The sequence below is a fragment of the Bilophila sp. T19-St14 genome, from assembly GCF_059728385.1.
The window spans coordinates 456,433-472,364 of sequence record NZ_BAAGFT010000001.1 but is presented as its reverse complement, the minus strand read 5'-3'; the positions used below and the strand labels follow the sequence as shown (position 1 = coordinate 472,364).

The window sequence follows — 15,932 nt, the reverse complement described above, 5'->3', positions numbered from 1 at the left end:
ATGCTTGTCCTCCTTTAGCTGACGGAAATAATGAGATTTCCACGATCATCAATGTAACCATCCGTGATGTCGGACGATGTCACGACCATAAACCGCAAATGCCCGGTGTCAGGATCGAGCCTGAAACTTGAGACGTTCGTCAAACCTACTACCGTGTCGCCGCGTGGGATGCCGAGCGTGAGCTTGGAATTGCCGGGATCAAAGGTTGCGGTCGCGTCGGCCCCCGACGCCAGAGTGACGGCCTCAGCGGTCATTTCCCTGTACTGATTGACGAGGCTCTGAGCCCGGTTTGCACTTTCCCCGGCTGCCGTAGCTGAGGCTGCGGCTGCTTCGACGCTGCCATTCACATCCACGGCGAACTGGTTCAATGCTGGAATAAGCGTCTTGTTCAGGTCTTCGTTGACCATCTTCTTTTGCGCTTTCAGACTGTTGAACGTCAGCACGTCAAACCGTTCCTGATCGCCCACCAGCCTGTCCGGCGGCTCCGGGAGATCCGAAATCTTGGGAATCTGTTTTACTGCCATTACTTCAACCCCTGTATGTCAACGCTCATGGAAATTTCGTTCGGCCCTTCAAAAGTTGCCCGCCAATCCTCAAGCCACCCCCAAACCGTCAGCGACTGGTAGGAGCCGATGCCCTCGTTGTCGTCGCCAAGCCACAGCGCCGGAAGGCCATGCAGCCGGGAAAGGATTTCCCGCACGGTATCGAGCCGGGACGGATGCAGATACAAGGGCAGGCTCGTGCGCTTGGCGTTGGCCCGCTTGACCAGCCGCGTGTTGCCGAACTCGTCGGTATCCTTCCGGGAATAGTCGCGGATGGAGCATTGCGTGTTGTAAAGCGTCAGGCCAAGGGGCCATGCCTGTCCGGCCACGACATGGCCGAGCGCCGGGCCTCCCTTCTGCGTGAGCGTCACCTCCAGCGTGGCCACGGGCGACAAGGGAATGTTGGTCACGGCCTGATCAACAACCCGCTCAAGGGGCCTGAAATAGTATTCCCAATAACCGTCAACATCCTTCAATGTGTTTACGGTGTTATCGTACATAACGAGGCCGTCGCCGTCCTTCACCACGGCCCGGATGCTCGTGGCTTTGAAGTTCAGGAGCGCAAACGCCGTACAGCGGTTGAAAGACACCGTGAACGTCAGCGTCTCGGCGTCCGCCGGGGCAACGGTTTGCGTAGACACGTACTGGTCGAGCATGGCGTACCGGTTCGTCGGCCCCATGAGCCGCCACACCGCGTCTGTCCCTTCGCAATGCAGATCCGGCTGTTTGCCTGTGCTGGCGCCTACGGCCTTGTAAACCTCATGCCCGTAGACGACGGAATCCCCGACGCCATACGCGGCTTCCGTAGCCCACGCCGGGGCGTCATCTTCCGGCACGGAACTGGACAACAGCCTGACGGCCTGTGGCTCTATGACCTTCATACGCCCACCTTCGTCGGCACGCCTTCAACATCCCAGAGTTCGACCAAATCCGACACGCGCCGCCCGTACTTTGCCACCTCACTGAGGAGAATATTCATATCCCGACGAAGCTGATGGACTTCCTGCCGCAATGCCCTTGCCTCCCCACCGCTTTCGCGGCTTTCCCCGGATGTTGCCCCAGGTATCGCGCCCCGGAGTATTGCCGCCGTATCCGCCGCAGTGTAGACGCGTCTCGGCTGCGAGAAATTCACCAGTTCCGGCCCTTTTTCGCCCACAAGCGCCCACCCCGGCATGGCAAGGCCGCCTCCCGCGAACGCCTTGACCCCGGCCTTGTCCGCCGCCGCATCCAAAAGCGGTTTCAGCTCGGCAATCTGCTTCTCGATTTCTTCAAGTGTCGCGCTCTGACCTTGAAGCTGCTCAAGGGCCGCATTCTGGGCATCAAGCTGGCCTTGCAGCGTTTCAAGTTGTTTGTCGGCGGCGGACACCTGCGCACCCGCCGCCTCTTGCGCGGCTTTCAACTGCGCATTCACCGCCCAGAACGCGTCGAGGTATTCCTCTTCCGTCCCCGCCGTCTGCTTCACCAGATCGAGCAGGGAATTGCCCACGCCCGCAAGCTGGCCCGCAGCGTCGGAGTCGCCGCCCAGAGCAAGCCCTGACAGCCTCCGAAACTCGGCCTGCACCGTGCCGAGACGGTTCTCCGCGTCAATGTTGGCGTTCCCGGCGAACAGGCCGTAACGGGACTGTTCAAGGCTCTTATCAAGGTTTTCCCATGTGTTCTTGAGAGATTGCGCGGCGGAAAGCTGCTCGTTAAGGGCGTTGATCTCTTCTTGGATCGCCTGTTGTTGCAACTGGAGCCGTTGCTGCTCCAGCGCATCCATCTGCGCCTTGAGCGAATCATATTCGGATTTCGCGGCGTCCTGCGCGGCCTTTGCCGTTTCCGCCGCGTGCAGCTTCATGAGTTCCGCAACCTGCGCGGAGCCTTCACCGAACTGGCTGATCGCTTCCCGCAATTCGTTTTCCTGCGAAATGGCCCGGCTTACTTCGTCACTGGTGCCGTCAAGCGCCGCCCACCGCTGCGCGATGGACTGATCGAACGTGCGCAGCATTTCCTCAGTGGCCTGTTTCACCACTTCCGCGCGCATGGCCTCCACCTGCGCAAGCTGCGATTCCGTAGCCCCGATGATTTCAAGCGCCTTCTTGCGCTGATCGACAGCCTCGTTCGCCGCCTTCACCGCCTGCTCATAGGCGGAAAGCGGATGCAGCGATTCATCCAACGTATTGATGTAATCGTTGATGAAGGCGTTCCGGTACTCATCAATGAGATCCGCAGCGTACTGCGCGTTCACACCGGAATCCTTCATGCCCTGCGTCCATGCGTCGAGCTGCTCCTTGGCGGACTGCGCCTGCTGCTCCATCTCGGACAGCGGGTTTGTAATGGCTTCGGTCGCGCTCGTCACCGCGTTGATGGCGGAAAGCGCCGTAGACGCCTTCTGCAACCCCTCGTCGGTGGTGACGTCGAACGAATCAAAGAACTGCGAGATGCCCGCGTCCGCAAACACCTTTTGCGCCACGGCGGTCATCTGGTTGCGCATGTCCTCGGCGGCTTCCTCAAGCCGTTCTTCGGCCATGCCCTCTTCCCACCACTGGAAATTCCACGAGGCATCGGAGATGCCACGCCCGGCTGACCATGTTGCCGTCTCAAGCCCGGAAAGCGCCTGCTGGCGGATCTGCTCCGGCAGCGCCCCGGCAATATCCAAAAGGTTCCCGGCGGTCTGGCTGGCGATTTGGGCAATGCCCTGCGCGAACGGCTCGGCTTCCTTCCGCCCGGCCCGGTCATACCACGCCCCACCCATGAAGGCGTCAATGTACGTCTGCGGGTCACGCGAGAAGCCCACATTCTCCATTTTGCCGTACACGCTGGCGTGCGTCCGCCGCCCGCCGCCGAAGAGGGAGCCAATCCCTCCACCGAGCAGGCTGCCGATTGTACCACCGAGAAGCGTACCGATGCCGGGCACCACGGAACCGATGGCCGCACCGAGCCCGCCGCCAATCCCCGCGCCTGTACTGATGTTTGGCTGGTTGGGGAAAAGCAGGTTGCCCGCAAGGGAACCAAGGCCGAAACCAGTACCGGCCGCGCCGAGCGTGCCGAGAAGCGTGGAACCTCCTACCCCCCACCCCCCTGTAATACTATTCGCCAATGCATTAAATTGAGCCTCAGTTGCCGAAGACGCAAAAAAACCACCCGTCACATTTGAGGCAAAACTATTGATCCCCCCGGTTATGCCGGAAAAGAAGCCTGCCGCGCCAGACGTCCACGAATCGGGCAACAGGCTGGAGAACGGCAAGTTGCCGAACCCTATTCCAGAGCCGCCACTCCCCCCCGCAGCATACGCAACGCCGCCCGTACCGAGCATACCGGACACCACGCCCGCAATCTGCACGGTGATGGGCCGGGTGATCGCCATGTGCATCAAATCGGCAAGGAACGATACAAACAGCGAGCGGAACGACGACAGCGACACTTTCCCCGTCTCGATCATCTGTTCCCATACCGACTTCCAGCCGGAATCCATACCGGAATAGAGCGAGGAAAAGGCTTCCTCAGCCCCCTTCGCCGCGTCGGTCGCATCGGCCCGGTATTGCAGGAAAGCCCGCCGAGCACCGTCCGCCCATTCATGGGACGCTTGAAGCTCTTTCAGTTCACGCCACTGGTTGATGTACTCCTCTGGTATCTCAAGCCGTTCAAGTTCCTTCACCTGTGCGGCAATGACTTCCGACTGGAATTGCAGGGAAAGGCCGTATTGCCCCGTCAGTTCCTCGATTTCCTTGTAAAATTCGTATTTGTCGCGCGCGAGTTCGGCCAGGCGCTTCTCTTCCTTTTCCTGCGCCTGCCGCAGATCAAGATCACGCTTGAGCCCGGCTTCAATTTCTTTCTGCTTCTTAAGCTGATTGGCCTGTTCGGTGCTGACGCCCTTTTTATTGGCGTATTTTGTGGCCTCTTCGTTGATCTTTTCCAGCGTCTTTTCATAGTCGGCAAGGATCTTTGCCTGTTCACGCGAAAAGACATCGCCGGGGGCCGTGGCGAGCTGCGCCTGCAAGGAACGAATGGACGCCTCGGTCTGCTCCAGTTCAGACTTGTACGACGCCGCGTTGTTCTCCATCTGGTTGTACGCGGATGTGTGATCCTTGGCGGTGTCACGTAAATTTTTCTGGTAAGCCGCGTACTTCGCCTGAGTCTTGCCGAGTTCCGCACCTGCGGAAAAAAGTTTGTTGATGCCTTTGACGGCATTATCGCCCATAGCGGCATACTGCCCGCCGAGTGCGGCGGCAACCTGTCCCGCCCTCTGCCACGGTTCAAGGTTCGGCGTTTTTTGGTAAATATCAAAGAGTTCCTTTGCTTTTTCGAGAGGAAAATCCTTCGGGAGCGAGGAAACGATCTTTTCAAATACCTTGCCGCCAAGCATTTCGGACTGCATCGAACGTATGGATTTTTCCATAGCGTCGATGCCCTTGGTCACGTTATCAACATCAATATTCCAACCGGTTCCGACGGCAACCTTGGTATGTTCGGCTTCGGCGGCAAGCTGGCGCAGGGCGTCCTCAACGCTCAGGCCCTTGGCAATCAGCGCGGAAAGGTTTTTGACAAAGGAGTCATTGCTGTACAAGAGCTTGTCAATCGCGTCATTCCACGCCTTGGTTGCCAACCCTGCGGCGCGCATACGCTCGTCAATCGCCCGTACTTTTGCGGCGTAGGCGTCAAGATCCTCCTGTGTAATGTTCTGGCCGAGCTTGGCAAGCTCGCGCCCTAAAGACTCAAGTTCCGAGCGGGCTTCAACAAACCGAGTCCCGTCTGTGCTGAAAATCTGATCGAATGACAGGAAAGTCAGGCCGGACAGGGCGCTGTTGATACTCTGCGTTGCCGCTGCAATATCCGTTTTTAAAACGTCGCGTTGCCGCTCAAGCGATTTTTTGTAGGCTTCATCCTGTTCGGCGCTGAGGTTCCTTACCTCATCGGCGGCCTCGCCCATTTTTTTCTTGTATGCGTCAATCGTCGACTGGTGCTTACGGAAAACATCATCGGCGCTCGCCGTCGATGTACAGAGCGAGGTTACGGCAACGGCGGCGGCTGCAACAACGACGGCAATGGCCCCGGCTCCAGAAACGATACCGGCGAAACTCACGGCGCTGGAGAGGGTCTTAAGTGTCGTGAAAACAGAGACAAGTCCGCCTAATGCCTTAATGAAGGCATAGGCCCCGGCGCTCCACACGGCGAACTGGAGCGCCTTGCTGACGATTGCGCCGACTGTTGCACTATTATCAGCAAAGGATTTCATGACCTGTGCCAGCGTGCCGACGGCGTCCGCCGCAGAATCGGCATCAAGCATTCCCGCCTTGAGCCGCGTCCATTCCGTAGAGAGGCGGTTAAGCTGTCCCTGCAATCCGCTTGCAGCGGCTTCTGCGGCGGCCCCAAAGTCCTCCCGCATGACCTTGGCAAGTTTCGGGAGCAAGTCCTCAGCCGTCAATTTGCCGTCGGCCATGAACTTGTCGAGCTCCGCCGTGGTCATGCCCATAGCCTTCGCCGCGAGCTGGAACGCGCCGGGGAGACGTTCGCCAAGCTGCCCGCGCAATTCTTCGGCCTGCACTTTGCCCTTGCTGATCATCTGGCCGAGAGCAAGAAAAGCACCCTGCATATCGTCTTGGGACAAGGCAAGAGCGGCACCGGCGGACGCCACGGCCTCAAAAATCGAGTTCAGATCTTTTTCAAGGGACGTGCCTTTCCCCGCGGCGAAAAATGTCTTTGCCGATTCCGCCGTGGACTGGAACTGCAACCCCAACCGGTTGCTCACATCGTAAAGATAGGAAAGTTGTGCCTGTGCTGCGGACGACGAGCCAGTGATTGTGGTATAGGCTTTTGAAATGCGATCGGCTTGCAGCGCGGCCTCAAGGCACGCCTGCCCCCCGAAAGCGACGGCGGCGGTAAAGGCGAGCATGGCGGCTTTCGAGAGGCCAAGGCCGTTTGACAGCGTCGCCAGTGCGCCGCGCGTGTCGCCAAGCTCGGCGCGGAATTTGGCAAGCTGGAGCGTGGAAAGATTGGCATCGGCGGCAAGCTGCTGAAAAGCCCGCTCACGTTCCACCTGCTGCATGGCCTTTGCCAGCTTTTGCGCGTGCAGGCTTGAGGTGTTCAGCTTGACGCCCATTGCGCCAAGGTCTGTCGCCATTTTGTCAAACTTCGCGCTGGCGGCGAGCTTGGCGACAGAACCGAGACTTTCAGAAGCTTTCTTGACTGACGTATTGACGCCTGTAAACTTTTGCCCGGCGTCACCGGCGGCTTGGGCGGCCACGTCAAGGCCAGTCCCCGCTTTCTTTCCGGCATCGCCGACATCGGCAAGCCCCTGCGCGGCGGCCCCGGCGGGCTGTACCGTCCCGCCGAGGCCCGTCCGGATCTTCTGGAGGGAAGCGTCGACGGCGGCAAGGTCGCGGGCCGCTTCCTGCGTACCGTCCGCGCGGACTTCAATTCCTACCGTCGTTGTATTGCCTGTCATCGCTTTCCCTTGCTTTTGTCGCGTCTTTCCGTTTCTTTGGCATAGGCGGACAGAAAGGCCGCATCCATGCTGCGGATCGTCAAAACTTCATATGGAGAGAGGGGGGTGGACGTGAGCCGTGCCCATGCTTCAATGTCCGGCCATGACAACGGCATGGGGCCGAAACCGTTGTTGCCGCGTCCGCCGCAAAGCTCCTGAAAAAAGAACCAGAGGTACAGCCCCTCGTCGGGAATAGGTATTTCCTCGTCTTCAAGGGAGATTTCGGGGCAGCCGAGCTCTTCCGGCGTCTTCCCCGTCTGCCTGCATGCCTCAAGGATATGATCGCGCTGCGTTGTGCCGTCCGCTTCGGGCATGATCCGGGATACCCAGACGCGGACGGCTTCGCACAGCGCCCCGGTCAGTCCTGCAAATAGGCCGAGCGGTCGCTGATGAACTGGTCAACCTGCTCACGCAGCCACGGGAACCGGGTGTACAGCATAACGGCATTGTCGCGGCCGCACGGGAGGGGCGCGCCGTCAACGACGACGCCTTTCCAGCCGAGCGTGCAGGCGGCGAGCACTTCGATGCTTTCCGCCTCGAATTTTTCGGGATCAAGAGCCCGGTTGCGGAAGCCCTTCGCGTTGCTCATGCGGCGCTTGGCGATCGTGGCTGTGGCCTTGCGGTGAATGGTGGAATCGGCACCGGCAAGCGTGATGGTGACGCCGACGGCTTCGCCAGTGACGGGATCGAGCACTTCAAGATCGGCTCCCACCTCAGCCTTGGCGGCCACGTCGCGGGTGGCGAAGTCAAAGGCGGCGGGGGCGGTGACGGCGGTTTCCATGTTTTTATTCATGTGGTTTCCCCTTTGGAGTGGTAAAAGATTAAGGTTCGTCGACTTCGGGCACGGTGCGGGTGATGCGGAAATTCGTTCCGATCGTGGCGTCAAGAGCGGCGGACCACGGAACCGACAATGTGATCGGGCCTTCGGACTGCGCCGAGTCTTCCGCGCCGGTCAACGTGATGTTGGGAATAAGAAACGTGTACGAATATTCGCCGCGCTCAAGTGTAAACTCCAGCTTCACGCGGGTATCGTTGATAAACATCTCGGGGATATTCCCGTCGACATAGAACGCCGAAAGGGTACCTGAAAGGGTGCTCCGTCCCCAACTCACGGCTTGCGCCGATCGGCTGAAAAGCGCGTACTGCGGCTCGATGCCGTTGTTGAGCGTAAGATCGATTCCGGTCACAACGGCAATTTCCGTTTCATTGACCTTGAGAGCCCCCCGGAAGCTGTCGAACGGATCACCCTCCGGGGCCGGTGTCGGCGAAGCCGAAAGCGGCGTTTTCCCTTTCCCCCCGGAAAGCCCCACAAACGAAAACGTGCCGGTGATCATTTCATTGGGTTTGATGGAGAGCGAAAGCTGATTGACGAAACACCCCGTATACGTCGCGTACTGGCCGATGTTTTTAAAGGCGCGTTCAAGCGTGAAGGCGTGAACCGCCGTTCCCGCGTCCAGCACGTTCTCGTTCCAATTCCCGGCAAGGGCTGCCTGTAAAAACGGATCGTACTCTCCAGACACAAGATCAAAAGCTACATCACCGGATACCTTGTCGACGCCGGTTCGGTGGAAAGGGATTTGACGATCAGGACGCAGGGCGTTCGCCGTGAACGTATCGCGCGAGAGCGTCAGCGAACAGGAATTGTGATTGAGTTCAACCATGCGGGGGGACACGGGCGTTGTGCCCGGCGTCGTCTCTTCGATATACCTCAGTCCGTGGTTTGCACCGGATGCGATGGTGTACATGCCTGTATCCTTCTAGGCTTGGAAGGCGTAAAAGCCCACGTTGACCACAGCCTCAGTCCGTTTGCCGTCGCAGACGGGCGCAGACTTCCGGGGCGTGGTGATAGTGCCGGTTCCGTCGTCAAAGTGGATGTCATCCCCGCGCGGGAACCGGCGGGCAATCTGATCGGCGAGCGTCGCGGCAAGGGAATCCTCCCCGGCCTTGACCACCACCTTGATCTCAATCCGCCCGTCGATTTTGGTGAGGCCGCCCATACCGAGCGTGGCCTGCCGCTGATTTTCAAAAACAATCTGCGCCCGCAGGTGGCTGGCGTGCGGCGGCACGAACGGCTCCCCCTCCCAACCGAGAGGCAGGTCCAGCGCGCGGGCGGCAAACCGAACTTTCTCTTTCAGGGTGTCATACAGAAACGCCATCAGCGTTTTCTCCTTGACTAAAGGCAAATGATTGCCGCCAGAGTACGGACCAGACGCACACGCCCTGTCCGGCAAGCTCCTCATCGGTTACCGCCTCCAACGAACGAACCACGGCGGGCCCCACCGACAGGCCGAAGTCGTTTCCATGGAGCACCAGAGCCGTTTTTTCAGCAACGGCCAGCGCCTCGGCTTCCGCTCTCTCGGCTCCGGCCACATTATTCGAGACGACAAGCGCCCCAAAGGTGGCCGTCACATCAAAATCAAGTGAGCCACCCGCAGCCTCATTGTCCGCGGCTACAGCGGCGATGAGTACGGACACGCCGGGCGGAAGCCCTTTCTCGGCAACGGCATCAAGTGTGATTTCCCCAGAAAAGGCTTCCACGCGGGGAAGTGTCGGGAAAACGGCTTGCAGTTGTGTAACGGCGGCGTCACGCACTTCGGTCAGACTAGGCATGGTCAACCCCCAAATGTCTTTTTACGATGCCCACGATCGCCCTCTTCCAGTCGTCCGGGATATCGCCGTCGCGTTGAAACAGGTAAGGACGGGCTGGAATATGAATATTATATGCGGCTGAGGCCATGCCGAACTTGGCGCGTTTGTCGTTTGCCTTGGCAAAGCGCACCTGTCCCTTGTTTTTTCCCCGACTGATGCGCCGGAAGTGCAATTTTGTTGCACCCACAGCCCGATTGATGACAGCTCCGAACTGATGGACCGCCGCATAGGCGAGGTTCGTCCCGACAATTACGCTGTCCGGTGTCATGTTGAGCGTGATGCTCTTCTTGAGCCGCCCGTGCCGCTGCAAAATAGGGTGGGCGTTGCCCTTTCTCTGCCGCACGGTCGCGGGCTTCAACGGTTCCCACGCTTCGCCATCGGGAGAACATTCTGCTTCAAACCCCTGCCGGATGCTCACGAGCAGGGACATGCCAATTTCACGGAGAATGCGTGGTTTCTCGGCCTCGAAGCGTTTCAGCCCCACCGAAAGGGACAGGGTGACGGCTCCATCCGTGGCCTTGATGCTGATCATGCTCAAAACCCCTTGAGGTTGTCCGGGCTGAATATCCGGCTCGGGACATCAAGCCGGACGCCCCCGGAAGCGTCAGTATTCGCGGTGGGCACCCCCTCGGCCTGAAAGACGATGACGCCCCGCGCCATATCCTTGAGTCCGGCAAGCGCATCCTCGAATGCCTTGCGGACGCCCTCAGGCGCGGAGACTGCCGTGTGAAGATAGTAAAAAGCCATGTCCGCACACCACCGCCGCACCGGAGCGGGGACAGGATCGAGCGGTATCCGGTAACGGCTCGCCGCATATCCCTCAATCGCTTCCGTAGCGTCGGTGAGAGCCGCCCCTATGACGGCCTTGTCTGGATATCGTGCCGGGGGTATGGATCGGTCGGTAAGCTGTGTGAGCTTCATCTCACCAAACCGGGTCACAAGGTCGTCATAGGTGGCGTAGGTCATGCTTCGGTCTTCTTTTTCCCGCTTAGGGTGGAATGCTCAGGCTCCTTCGCTGGAGCCTTCTCCTTCTTCGGAACGGTGATTTCCTCGACAACAAGCATAGGCTCGGCCTTGAGAGCAGCGAGTTCTTCCGGCGTAAAACGCCCGTCGGGATAGTCCCGCGTCCCGGCATGACTGATGCCCGCCCGCCGGAAGCCGTCTTTCTTTGCGGTAATGCGTATCATGACGTCACCTACAACCACGGACTGACGAGCAGTTCCGCGGATCCGGCCCATTCGTTGGTGGCCCCGCCCGTCGTCAAGGCGGCGACGACGACCTTGCGCGCGGCGGATTCGTGCATGGGCGGAACAACAAGAAGGTTCGGCACCAATCCCAGAGGATCGCCCGCGTCATTGGTAAAACCCATCATCGCGGCGCGGGCCTCGGCGTAACTCTCGTTCGTCAACGGCTTCGTGGAACGGATCGCGCACTGCCACAGGCCGAACCCCACGTTCACACGGGCATCGACACCGTAGAGGTACTCGTCACGCATGAATACGTTGTCGTCGTTGGGCGCGTCCTTTCTCTTCAACTCGTATTCCCGGCGCTTCTGGAAGATCATCGGCTTCACAGGGCGGGTGGTGCACATGAGGAACCACGGCTCTACTGCGCCGGAACTTGCCGTGATGGAGTTCGAGACGGATTTGCCGCTGACGGGGTGATCCGTGTCGAAAAAGTATTGGCCGTCATAACACGCAAGCTCGTGCCCTTTTTTGAGCGCACCGAAGACCAGTTGATTCGGATGAAGCCCGGCCTGCGCCCCCATATCGCGGAACATGGGGCCGTAGATGCCGACCTGATCGTCTTCGATGTCGTCGCGCTTCACGGCGATCGTCATTTCAAACTTTTCGTTCTCAATACTGTACTTGTGGGCCTTCAAGTTGCGGATGATACGATCCCCGGCCCATTTCTGCATGGAGGGCAAGGTGCCGAGCCAAGGATAAACGTTTTCCCGCGTGCCTGACGGTACGACCATCGCAATTTTCTCATACTGGCTCTCGGCGGTGCCGAGGCCGCCCTGAAAGGCGGCGGACACGCCAAAATAGAACTGCTCAAGGGTGGAACGATTGATGTCCATCGGGTTCTCTCCTCAGATTTTGACCCAGACGCCCTCGTCGGTGACGTCAAAGACGATTCCGGCAACGGGTGCGTTCTCGGCCGTGGTTTTCTGGACGGTGCAGTCGTCCGCCGCCCAACACGTCGCGCCAATTTGGGCGGGCGTGGGCGCGTCCCCGGATGCGGCCTCAAACGCAAAGACCCCACGGCGCACGGACACTTTTTCCCCAGCCTTGCCTTGCCGCTGCGCGACCCCCACAACCGGGGACAACCCGGCGGTAATGCTTGCCGGCACAAGTTTGCCGTCCCCATTCAAGCAAACCATACTTCCGGCATAAACCGTAGAAGCCGCCTCAAACTCGAACTCGTCACCATTGCGGCGCACGGTATCCCGATCACTCGTCAGAGCCGCCATTGTCGCCTCCTTTCACGGACTGCATGGCCTTTTTGTAATCCTCTTCGGATACGCCCATTACACGGCAAAGCGTCTTCGCCGTGCCGTCCAGCACGCCGTCGGCACTGTCGGGCGGGGTCGTCTTTACGGACTGCGCGGCCTTACCGCCGGGCCGCAGGTCGGGAGCCGCCTCAAGGAATTTCTTGAACCCCTCAGGATCACGGGAGGCGGATTCCTTCGCCCACGTTTCCATAGCCGGACTGATCTTGCCGTCGGCCTTGCCCTGCTCGACGAGAGCCACGGATTGCGCGGCTTTCATTTGGGCAAGCTCCGTATTCACGGCAGTAAAGGTTTCGACAGGGACGAAACGGTTCACATCCGGGTGCTCGGCACGGGCGGCGACGGACTGCACGGCCTTGACGAGCCCGGCGGGCGTTCCGTCGTCGGCCTTCACGGTCTGGGCCATAGTGGACATGGCCTCTTTCATGGCCTGAGCGTCCTGCACCACCATTCGGGCTACGGCCTCGACGGTGGCCTCAGTCGGATCGGCGTCGGTCACGCCAAGGACGGAGGCAATGGTCTTGAGAAAAGACATGGGACTTTCTCCGGTAAAAGATTGCTGGCCGGAAGACTCACAGGAAGCGAGGGCCTTTAGCCCGGTCAGATTGGGGACGTTGGTGAGGGCCACGGACTCGATCGACTGGATGACGCCGTTCTGGTCGTGGTAGTAGACGGGGGAAACGTAGCGGTACTCGCGGGCGGCGACGTGAGCCCTGCCCTTCTCCGTCCACTCAACGCGCCCCCATACGCCGTCGGCGCGCGCTTCAAGCGCGGTAATCCACCCCGCCGCCGGAGCGGGCTGGCCGTTCACAGCGGAAAATTCAAGCTGATGGTCGTAATCCACGGGGATGTCGAGGGGGCCGTTGTGCGCCCGCGTCTGCGCAACTACGGAAACCGGATCGCAAGTGTACGGGCCGCGCCCGTCCCGCCCTGAAAACGTCCCGGTTGGGAAAAGCTGCATCCAATCCGGCGCGTCCCCGGCTTGGAAAGCGGGAAGCGCGACGGAAAAAACGGATTTCAGAAGAGGGCTGTTCATGGATGGACTGTACGGAAAGAATAAAAACGAACACACCCTGAACATTTTCCAATAGATAAAAGAAAAGCCCCCGGAAACGGGGGCTGTGGCTCAAAGGGCCTCAAGGACATTCATCCCGCGCAATGGAAAAATCCCAAACATCTTCACGCCAACAAAATTTGACTTATATACGCCAATGACGTATAGTCATTTCATGGAATTCATCGAAACGCCCATATTTACCCGTCTCGTGTTGGAACTTCTCCCCGATGACGAATACCGCGAACTCCAGTTCATGCTTGCGGATAACCCGTCTTGCGGCGACATAATCCAAGGGGGCGGAGGAATCCGTAAGGTTCGGTTTTCCGCTAAAGGAAAAGGCAAAAGCGGAGGCGTTCGCGTCATCTATTATTGGATGACGGCAAGGGGGCAAATCTACATGCTCCTGATCTATCCCAAAAATAAAAAAGATACCCTTACGGACAAGGAAACCAGCATACTGCGAGAACTGGTCAAGGAGTTGGCTCATGGATAAAGATTTGTTCGACGATCTGACGGCAAGCCTCAAGGAGGCAGCGAGCATAGCCAAGGGAAGAGCCTTCCCTTCCCGCTCCTTCAAGGTTTCCGGGCCGGATGTAAAAAGCGTTCGAGAGCAGACGGGACTCTCTCAAAACGAGTTCGCCCTTCTCCTTCGGGTAAGCGTCAAAACGCTCCAGAACTGGGAACAAAACCGGAGACAGCCGACCGGCCCAGCGGCGGCACTGATACGGATTTTTGAGAAGTCGCCTGATACGGCTATTCAGGCATTACAAGCGTAGCACGGAAACAGCCCCTTTCCTCACGGTTGGGGGCTGTTTTGTTACAATGCCTTGATGACGTCCATCATCCACAGGATTTCATGTTTCGTAGCTTGTCCCATGAAGAGGAAAGGCAAAGCATCGCGGGTGAGATGGAAGAATCGTTGCCGCTTTCCGGTGGGGCTGATTTGCGCGTCCGGGGTGAAGGCTGTTGCCGCGAAGTCCGGCGGGAGGATGGAGCGGAGCCGATCTATATCCCGCATGAGGTTGGAGTGCTTGCGCTGCATTCCCTTGGCTGCTTCGAGTGTAGTGAGCATGTCCGTCCCTCTACCGTACGCTCATGGCGCGGGCGTATTCCAACAGGAGTATTGCCGGATTCTTTTCATCCGGCAGCCTGTCATCAAGGGAATGCAGGGCGGCGATCATGCGCTCGGTGAAGTACCGTTCCCACTGCGCTCCGACGCGGACGCCGGAGAAGGGGCGGTCGGGGGCTTCCTTGTAGACACGGCGTTCCAGCGTGGTGAAGACGGGAATGCTCATGGTGATCAGCCTGCTGCACAGGCGACCAAAGGTACGGGAGTAGTTCTGTTGGGCCTCCCGGATTTCAGCGGCGAGTTCCAGCATAGCGGCTTCGTCAAAACGCGGCGCAGCGGGCAAGGCGGGGCGATTGCGGGTGGATGGGGTGGAGAGCATCACAGGCTGTTCTGCGGGCACCCTATCGCCGTACTGCTCGATGACGTTCAGCACCCAGCGGCGGAATGCCTTGGCCACTGGCGTCCGGGCGAACATGGCGAGGAGGTGGCAGCCGCGCAAGCTGAAGATGCGGGTTTCCTGCGGGCCGCCCTCCGTCGGGAGAGTGACCACGGCGGTCATCGCGGGGGTGAATTCGTCGGCGTGGCGGGTGTAGAGCTTGGAAATCTGAACGTCTGGGGCGGTGTATCCCAAGGCTCTACCGATCTGGTAACCCCTTACCCAAGGTTGCTGATTTTGCTGAATTACGTCGAACTCTACTGATTGGAAGCAAAGAGCCTGTGACATAGTAAACCTCGCAATTTTTCTATTGGCTTTTCTAAAATGGAAAAGGCCGGGAGCTAGAAACCGTTGCGAGACGGCGGGCATATTCCCCCGAAGGGTATTCTATTAGCCCACTCCCGGCCTGAATAGCCGAAGATACGCCATACTTTTCTGTGCATGGACGTAAAAAAGCCACTCTCACGGGGTTGGCATCCGCTCGCAAAGGAGTTTCTAGGCTCCATGGGAGACATCAAACCATGAAAGCGGCTCGGTTGTCAAGATAGCTATTGGGTACTCAACGTGAGCTTTATTTTCTTATCATAATCTTTTCCAACTATATGAACGTATGCACCATATACACCATTAGTCAGAGGCTTATGGAGCCATCCCGTAGGGATTCCTAAACTTTTTGCATACCTATCATATGGAATATATACAATCATACTGTTTGGATAGATATTTTTATTCAATGTTCCACTTGGAAATATGAGAGCATCTTGCTTCGGTGATTCTCTATCTACATACCTTATTCCGTCAAACATAAAACCACCATCTGGATTCATGTTGTTAATAAAATATGTATCATTCCAAATTACTTTAATATCTTCTTTTGATTTATTATTTATATTGATATTTAAACCTTTTGGTTTTCCATATTGATCATATGAAAAACTAATTAATGCTGATATATAATTGTCATTATATATTGGATTTACGTTCTCTATTATGCTTTTAGCAAGTGGTGAAGATTTTTTTGGTGCTTCCCCTATTGCTTCACTATAGCTTTCTGCTACAGGCGGAGTGTCACTCTCTTCTCCTATGACAGGAAGATAGTTTTTATTTTGATACAACTCACCACACCCCGTCACTCCCCAGCACATCACGACCATAACCAACGCTAAAATCAGTTTTCGCATAACGTATTCCTCCCACCCTCCCC

19 protein-coding genes are annotated in these 15,932 nt (G+C 58.1%); 2 read left to right on the top strand and 17 right to left on the bottom strand.

Annotated features, from left to right (window positions below; all coding sequences use genetic code 11):
- Positions 1-14 precede the first annotated feature (14 nt).
- Genes AC6I1V_RS02135 through AC6I1V_RS02070 form a run of 14 tightly spaced genes read right to left on the bottom strand, consistent with a single transcriptional unit; the run spans position 15 to position 13,202 of the window.
- The gene (locus tag AC6I1V_RS02135) at positions 15-524 is read right to left on the bottom strand and encodes a hypothetical protein (RefSeq protein WP_482333224.1); all 510 of its coding nucleotides are present in this window, start codon (positions 522-524) and stop codon (positions 15-17) included.
- Positions 524-1,423: a hypothetical protein gene (locus AC6I1V_RS02130; RefSeq protein WP_482333222.1), complete on the bottom strand. Its 900-nt coding sequence runs from the start codon at positions 1,421-1,423 to the stop codon at positions 524-526. Before AC6I1V_RS02130 ends, AC6I1V_RS02135 begins: the two co-directional genes overlap by 1 nt.
- Positions 1,420-6,966, bottom strand: coding sequence for a tape measure protein (locus AC6I1V_RS02125; RefSeq protein ID WP_487479899.1), 5,547 nt, complete (start codon positions 6,964-6,966; stop codon positions 1,420-1,422). Before AC6I1V_RS02125 ends, AC6I1V_RS02130 begins: the two co-directional genes overlap by 4 nt.
- Positions 6,963-7,319 carry a phage tail assembly chaperone gene (locus tag AC6I1V_RS02120; RefSeq protein WP_479858762.1) on the bottom strand — a complete coding sequence of 119 codons (357 nt, stop codon included), beginning with the start codon at positions 7,317-7,319 and terminating at the stop codon, positions 6,963-6,965. The genes AC6I1V_RS02125 and AC6I1V_RS02120 overlap by 4 nt, the downstream gene beginning before the upstream one ends.
- A gap of 44 nt (positions 7,320-7,363) precedes the next feature.
- Entirely contained in the window at positions 7,364-7,798 is a 435-nt protein-coding gene (locus AC6I1V_RS02115) for a hypothetical protein (RefSeq protein WP_487479898.1), read from the bottom strand.
- Between the two features lie 28 nt (positions 7,799-7,826).
- Positions 7,827-8,750: a phage tail tube protein gene (locus tag AC6I1V_RS02110; RefSeq protein WP_482334227.1), complete on the bottom strand. Its 924-nt coding sequence runs from the start codon at positions 8,748-8,750 to the stop codon at positions 7,827-7,829.
- Positions 8,751-8,762: 12 nt separating this feature from the next.
- The gene (locus AC6I1V_RS02105) at positions 8,763-9,161 is read right to left on the bottom strand and encodes a phage tail terminator-like protein (RefSeq protein ID WP_482334229.1); all 399 of its coding nucleotides are present in this window, start codon (positions 9,159-9,161) and stop codon (positions 8,763-8,765) included.
- Entirely contained in the window at positions 9,145-9,615 is a 471-nt protein-coding gene (locus AC6I1V_RS02100) for a phage protein Gp37 (protein ID WP_479858766.1), read from the bottom strand. The genes AC6I1V_RS02105 and AC6I1V_RS02100 overlap by 17 nt, the downstream gene beginning before the upstream one ends.
- On the bottom strand, positions 9,608-10,186 hold the full coding sequence (locus AC6I1V_RS02095) for a phage virion morphogenesis protein (protein ID WP_482334231.1): 579 nt from the start codon (positions 10,184-10,186) through the stop codon (positions 9,608-9,610). The genes AC6I1V_RS02100 and AC6I1V_RS02095 overlap by 8 nt, the downstream gene beginning before the upstream one ends.
- Before the next feature lie 2 nt (positions 10,187-10,188).
- Entirely contained in the window at positions 10,189-10,620 is a 432-nt protein-coding gene (locus AC6I1V_RS02090) for a gp436 family protein (RefSeq protein WP_482334233.1), read from the bottom strand.
- Positions 10,617-10,841, bottom strand: a complete 225-nt coding sequence (locus tag AC6I1V_RS02085) for an HI1506-related protein (RefSeq protein WP_482334235.1) — start codon at positions 10,839-10,841, stop codon at positions 10,617-10,619. Before AC6I1V_RS02085 ends, AC6I1V_RS02090 begins: the two co-directional genes overlap by 4 nt.
- An 8-nt stretch (positions 10,842-10,849) precedes the next feature.
- Entirely contained in the window at positions 10,850-11,734 is an 885-nt protein-coding gene (locus AC6I1V_RS02080; protein WP_482334236.1) for a Mu-like prophage major head subunit gpT family protein, read from the bottom strand.
- A gap of 12 nt (positions 11,735-11,746) precedes the next feature.
- A complete protein-coding gene (locus AC6I1V_RS02075) occupies positions 11,747-12,127 on the bottom strand; it encodes a capsid cement protein (RefSeq protein WP_479858771.1) in 381 nt (126 codons plus the stop codon).
- Positions 12,108-13,202, bottom strand: coding sequence for a phage protease (locus tag AC6I1V_RS02070; RefSeq protein ID WP_482334238.1), 1,095 nt, complete (start codon positions 13,200-13,202; stop codon positions 12,108-12,110). The genes AC6I1V_RS02075 and AC6I1V_RS02070 overlap by 20 nt, the downstream gene beginning before the upstream one ends.
- Before the next feature lie 193 nt (positions 13,203-13,395).
- Between AC6I1V_RS02070 and AC6I1V_RS02065 the strand changes: the two genes are divergently transcribed.
- Both AC6I1V_RS02065 and nadS read left to right on the top strand, forming a co-directional pair.
- On the top strand, positions 13,396-13,716 hold the full coding sequence (locus AC6I1V_RS02065; protein ID WP_316253542.1) for a type II toxin-antitoxin system RelE/ParE family toxin: 321 nt from the start codon (positions 13,396-13,398) through the stop codon (positions 13,714-13,716).
- The gene (nadS, locus tag AC6I1V_RS02060) at positions 13,709-13,999 is read left to right on the top strand and encodes a NadS family protein (protein ID WP_482334241.1); all 291 of its coding nucleotides are present in this window, start codon (positions 13,709-13,711) and stop codon (positions 13,997-13,999) included. Before AC6I1V_RS02065 ends, nadS begins: the two co-directional genes overlap by 8 nt.
- A gap of 41 nt (positions 14,000-14,040) precedes the next feature.
- On the opposite strand, the gene AC6I1V_RS02055 is transcribed toward nadS, so the two are convergent.
- From AC6I1V_RS02055 to AC6I1V_RS02045, 3 genes are all read right to left on the bottom strand, one after another.
- Positions 14,041-14,295 (bottom strand): Rha family transcriptional regulator, encoded by a 255-nt coding sequence (locus AC6I1V_RS02055; RefSeq protein WP_482334243.1) that lies wholly within the window; start codon positions 14,293-14,295, stop codon positions 14,041-14,043.
- Between the two features lie 10 nt (positions 14,296-14,305).
- A complete protein-coding gene (locus AC6I1V_RS02050) occupies positions 14,306-15,016 on the bottom strand; it encodes a BRO-N domain-containing protein (RefSeq protein WP_487479896.1) in 711 nt (236 codons plus the stop codon).
- Positions 15,017-15,276: 260 nt separating this feature from the next.
- Entirely contained in the window at positions 15,277-15,909 is a 633-nt protein-coding gene (locus tag AC6I1V_RS02045; RefSeq protein ID WP_486854859.1) for a hypothetical protein, read from the bottom strand.
- Positions 15,910-15,932: the final 23 nt, after the last annotated feature.

Excerpts from the sequence above, each read along its gene's own strand:
- AC6I1V_RS02135 (WP_482333224.1), bottom strand. The coding sequence starts at position 524 with ATGGCAGTAAAACAGATTCCCAAGATTTCGGATCTCCCGGAGCCGCCG.
- AC6I1V_RS02130 (WP_482333222.1), bottom strand. The coding sequence starts at position 1,423 with ATGAAGGTCATAGAGCCACAGGCCGTCAGGCTGTTGTCCAGTTCCGTG.
- AC6I1V_RS02125 (WP_487479899.1), bottom strand. The coding sequence starts at position 6,966 with ATGACAGGCAATACAACGACGGTAGGAATTGAAGTCCGCGCGGACGGT.
- AC6I1V_RS02120 (WP_479858762.1), bottom strand. The coding sequence starts at position 7,319 with ATGCCCGAAGCGGACGGCACAACGCAGCGCGATCATATCCTTGAGGCA.
- AC6I1V_RS02115 (WP_487479898.1), bottom strand. The coding sequence starts at position 7,798 with ATGAATAAAAACATGGAAACCGCCGTCACCGCCCCCGCCGCCTTTGAC.
- AC6I1V_RS02110 (WP_482334227.1), bottom strand. The coding sequence starts at position 8,750 with ATGTACACCATCGCATCCGGTGCAAACCACGGACTGAGGTATATCGAA.
- AC6I1V_RS02105 (WP_482334229.1), bottom strand. The coding sequence starts at position 9,161 with ATGGCGTTTCTGTATGACACCCTGAAAGAGAAAGTTCGGTTTGCCGCC.
- AC6I1V_RS02100 (WP_479858766.1), bottom strand. The coding sequence starts at position 9,615 with ATGCCTAGTCTGACCGAAGTGCGTGACGCCGCCGTTACACAACTGCAA.
- AC6I1V_RS02095 (WP_482334231.1), bottom strand. The coding sequence starts at position 10,186 with ATGATCAGCATCAAGGCCACGGATGGAGCCGTCACCCTGTCCCTTTCG.
- AC6I1V_RS02090 (WP_482334233.1), bottom strand. The coding sequence starts at position 10,620 with ATGACCTACGCCACCTATGACGACCTTGTGACCCGGTTTGGTGAGATG.
- AC6I1V_RS02085 (WP_482334235.1), bottom strand. The coding sequence starts at position 10,841 with ATGATACGCATTACCGCAAAGAAAGACGGCTTCCGGCGGGCGGGCATC.
- AC6I1V_RS02080 (WP_482334236.1), bottom strand. The coding sequence starts at position 11,734 with ATGGACATCAATCGTTCCACCCTTGAGCAGTTCTATTTTGGCGTGTCC.
- AC6I1V_RS02075 (WP_479858771.1), bottom strand. The coding sequence starts at position 12,127 with ATGGCGGCTCTGACGAGTGATCGGGATACCGTGCGCCGCAATGGTGAC.
- AC6I1V_RS02070 (WP_482334238.1), bottom strand. The coding sequence starts at position 13,202 with ATGAACAGCCCTCTTCTGAAATCCGTTTTTTCCGTCGCGCTTCCCGCT.
- AC6I1V_RS02065 (WP_316253542.1), top strand. The coding sequence starts at position 13,396 with ATGGAATTCATCGAAACGCCCATATTTACCCGTCTCGTGTTGGAACTT.
- nadS (WP_482334241.1), top strand. The coding sequence starts at position 13,709 with ATGGATAAAGATTTGTTCGACGATCTGACGGCAAGCCTCAAGGAGGCA.
- AC6I1V_RS02055 (WP_482334243.1), bottom strand. The coding sequence starts at position 14,295 with ATGCTCACTACACTCGAAGCAGCCAAGGGAATGCAGCGCAAGCACTCC.
- AC6I1V_RS02050 (WP_487479896.1), bottom strand. The coding sequence starts at position 15,016 with ATGTCACAGGCTCTTTGCTTCCAATCAGTAGAGTTCGACGTAATTCAG.
- AC6I1V_RS02045 (WP_486854859.1), bottom strand. The coding sequence starts at position 15,909 with ATGCGAAAACTGATTTTAGCGTTGGTTATGGTCGTGATGTGCTGGGGA.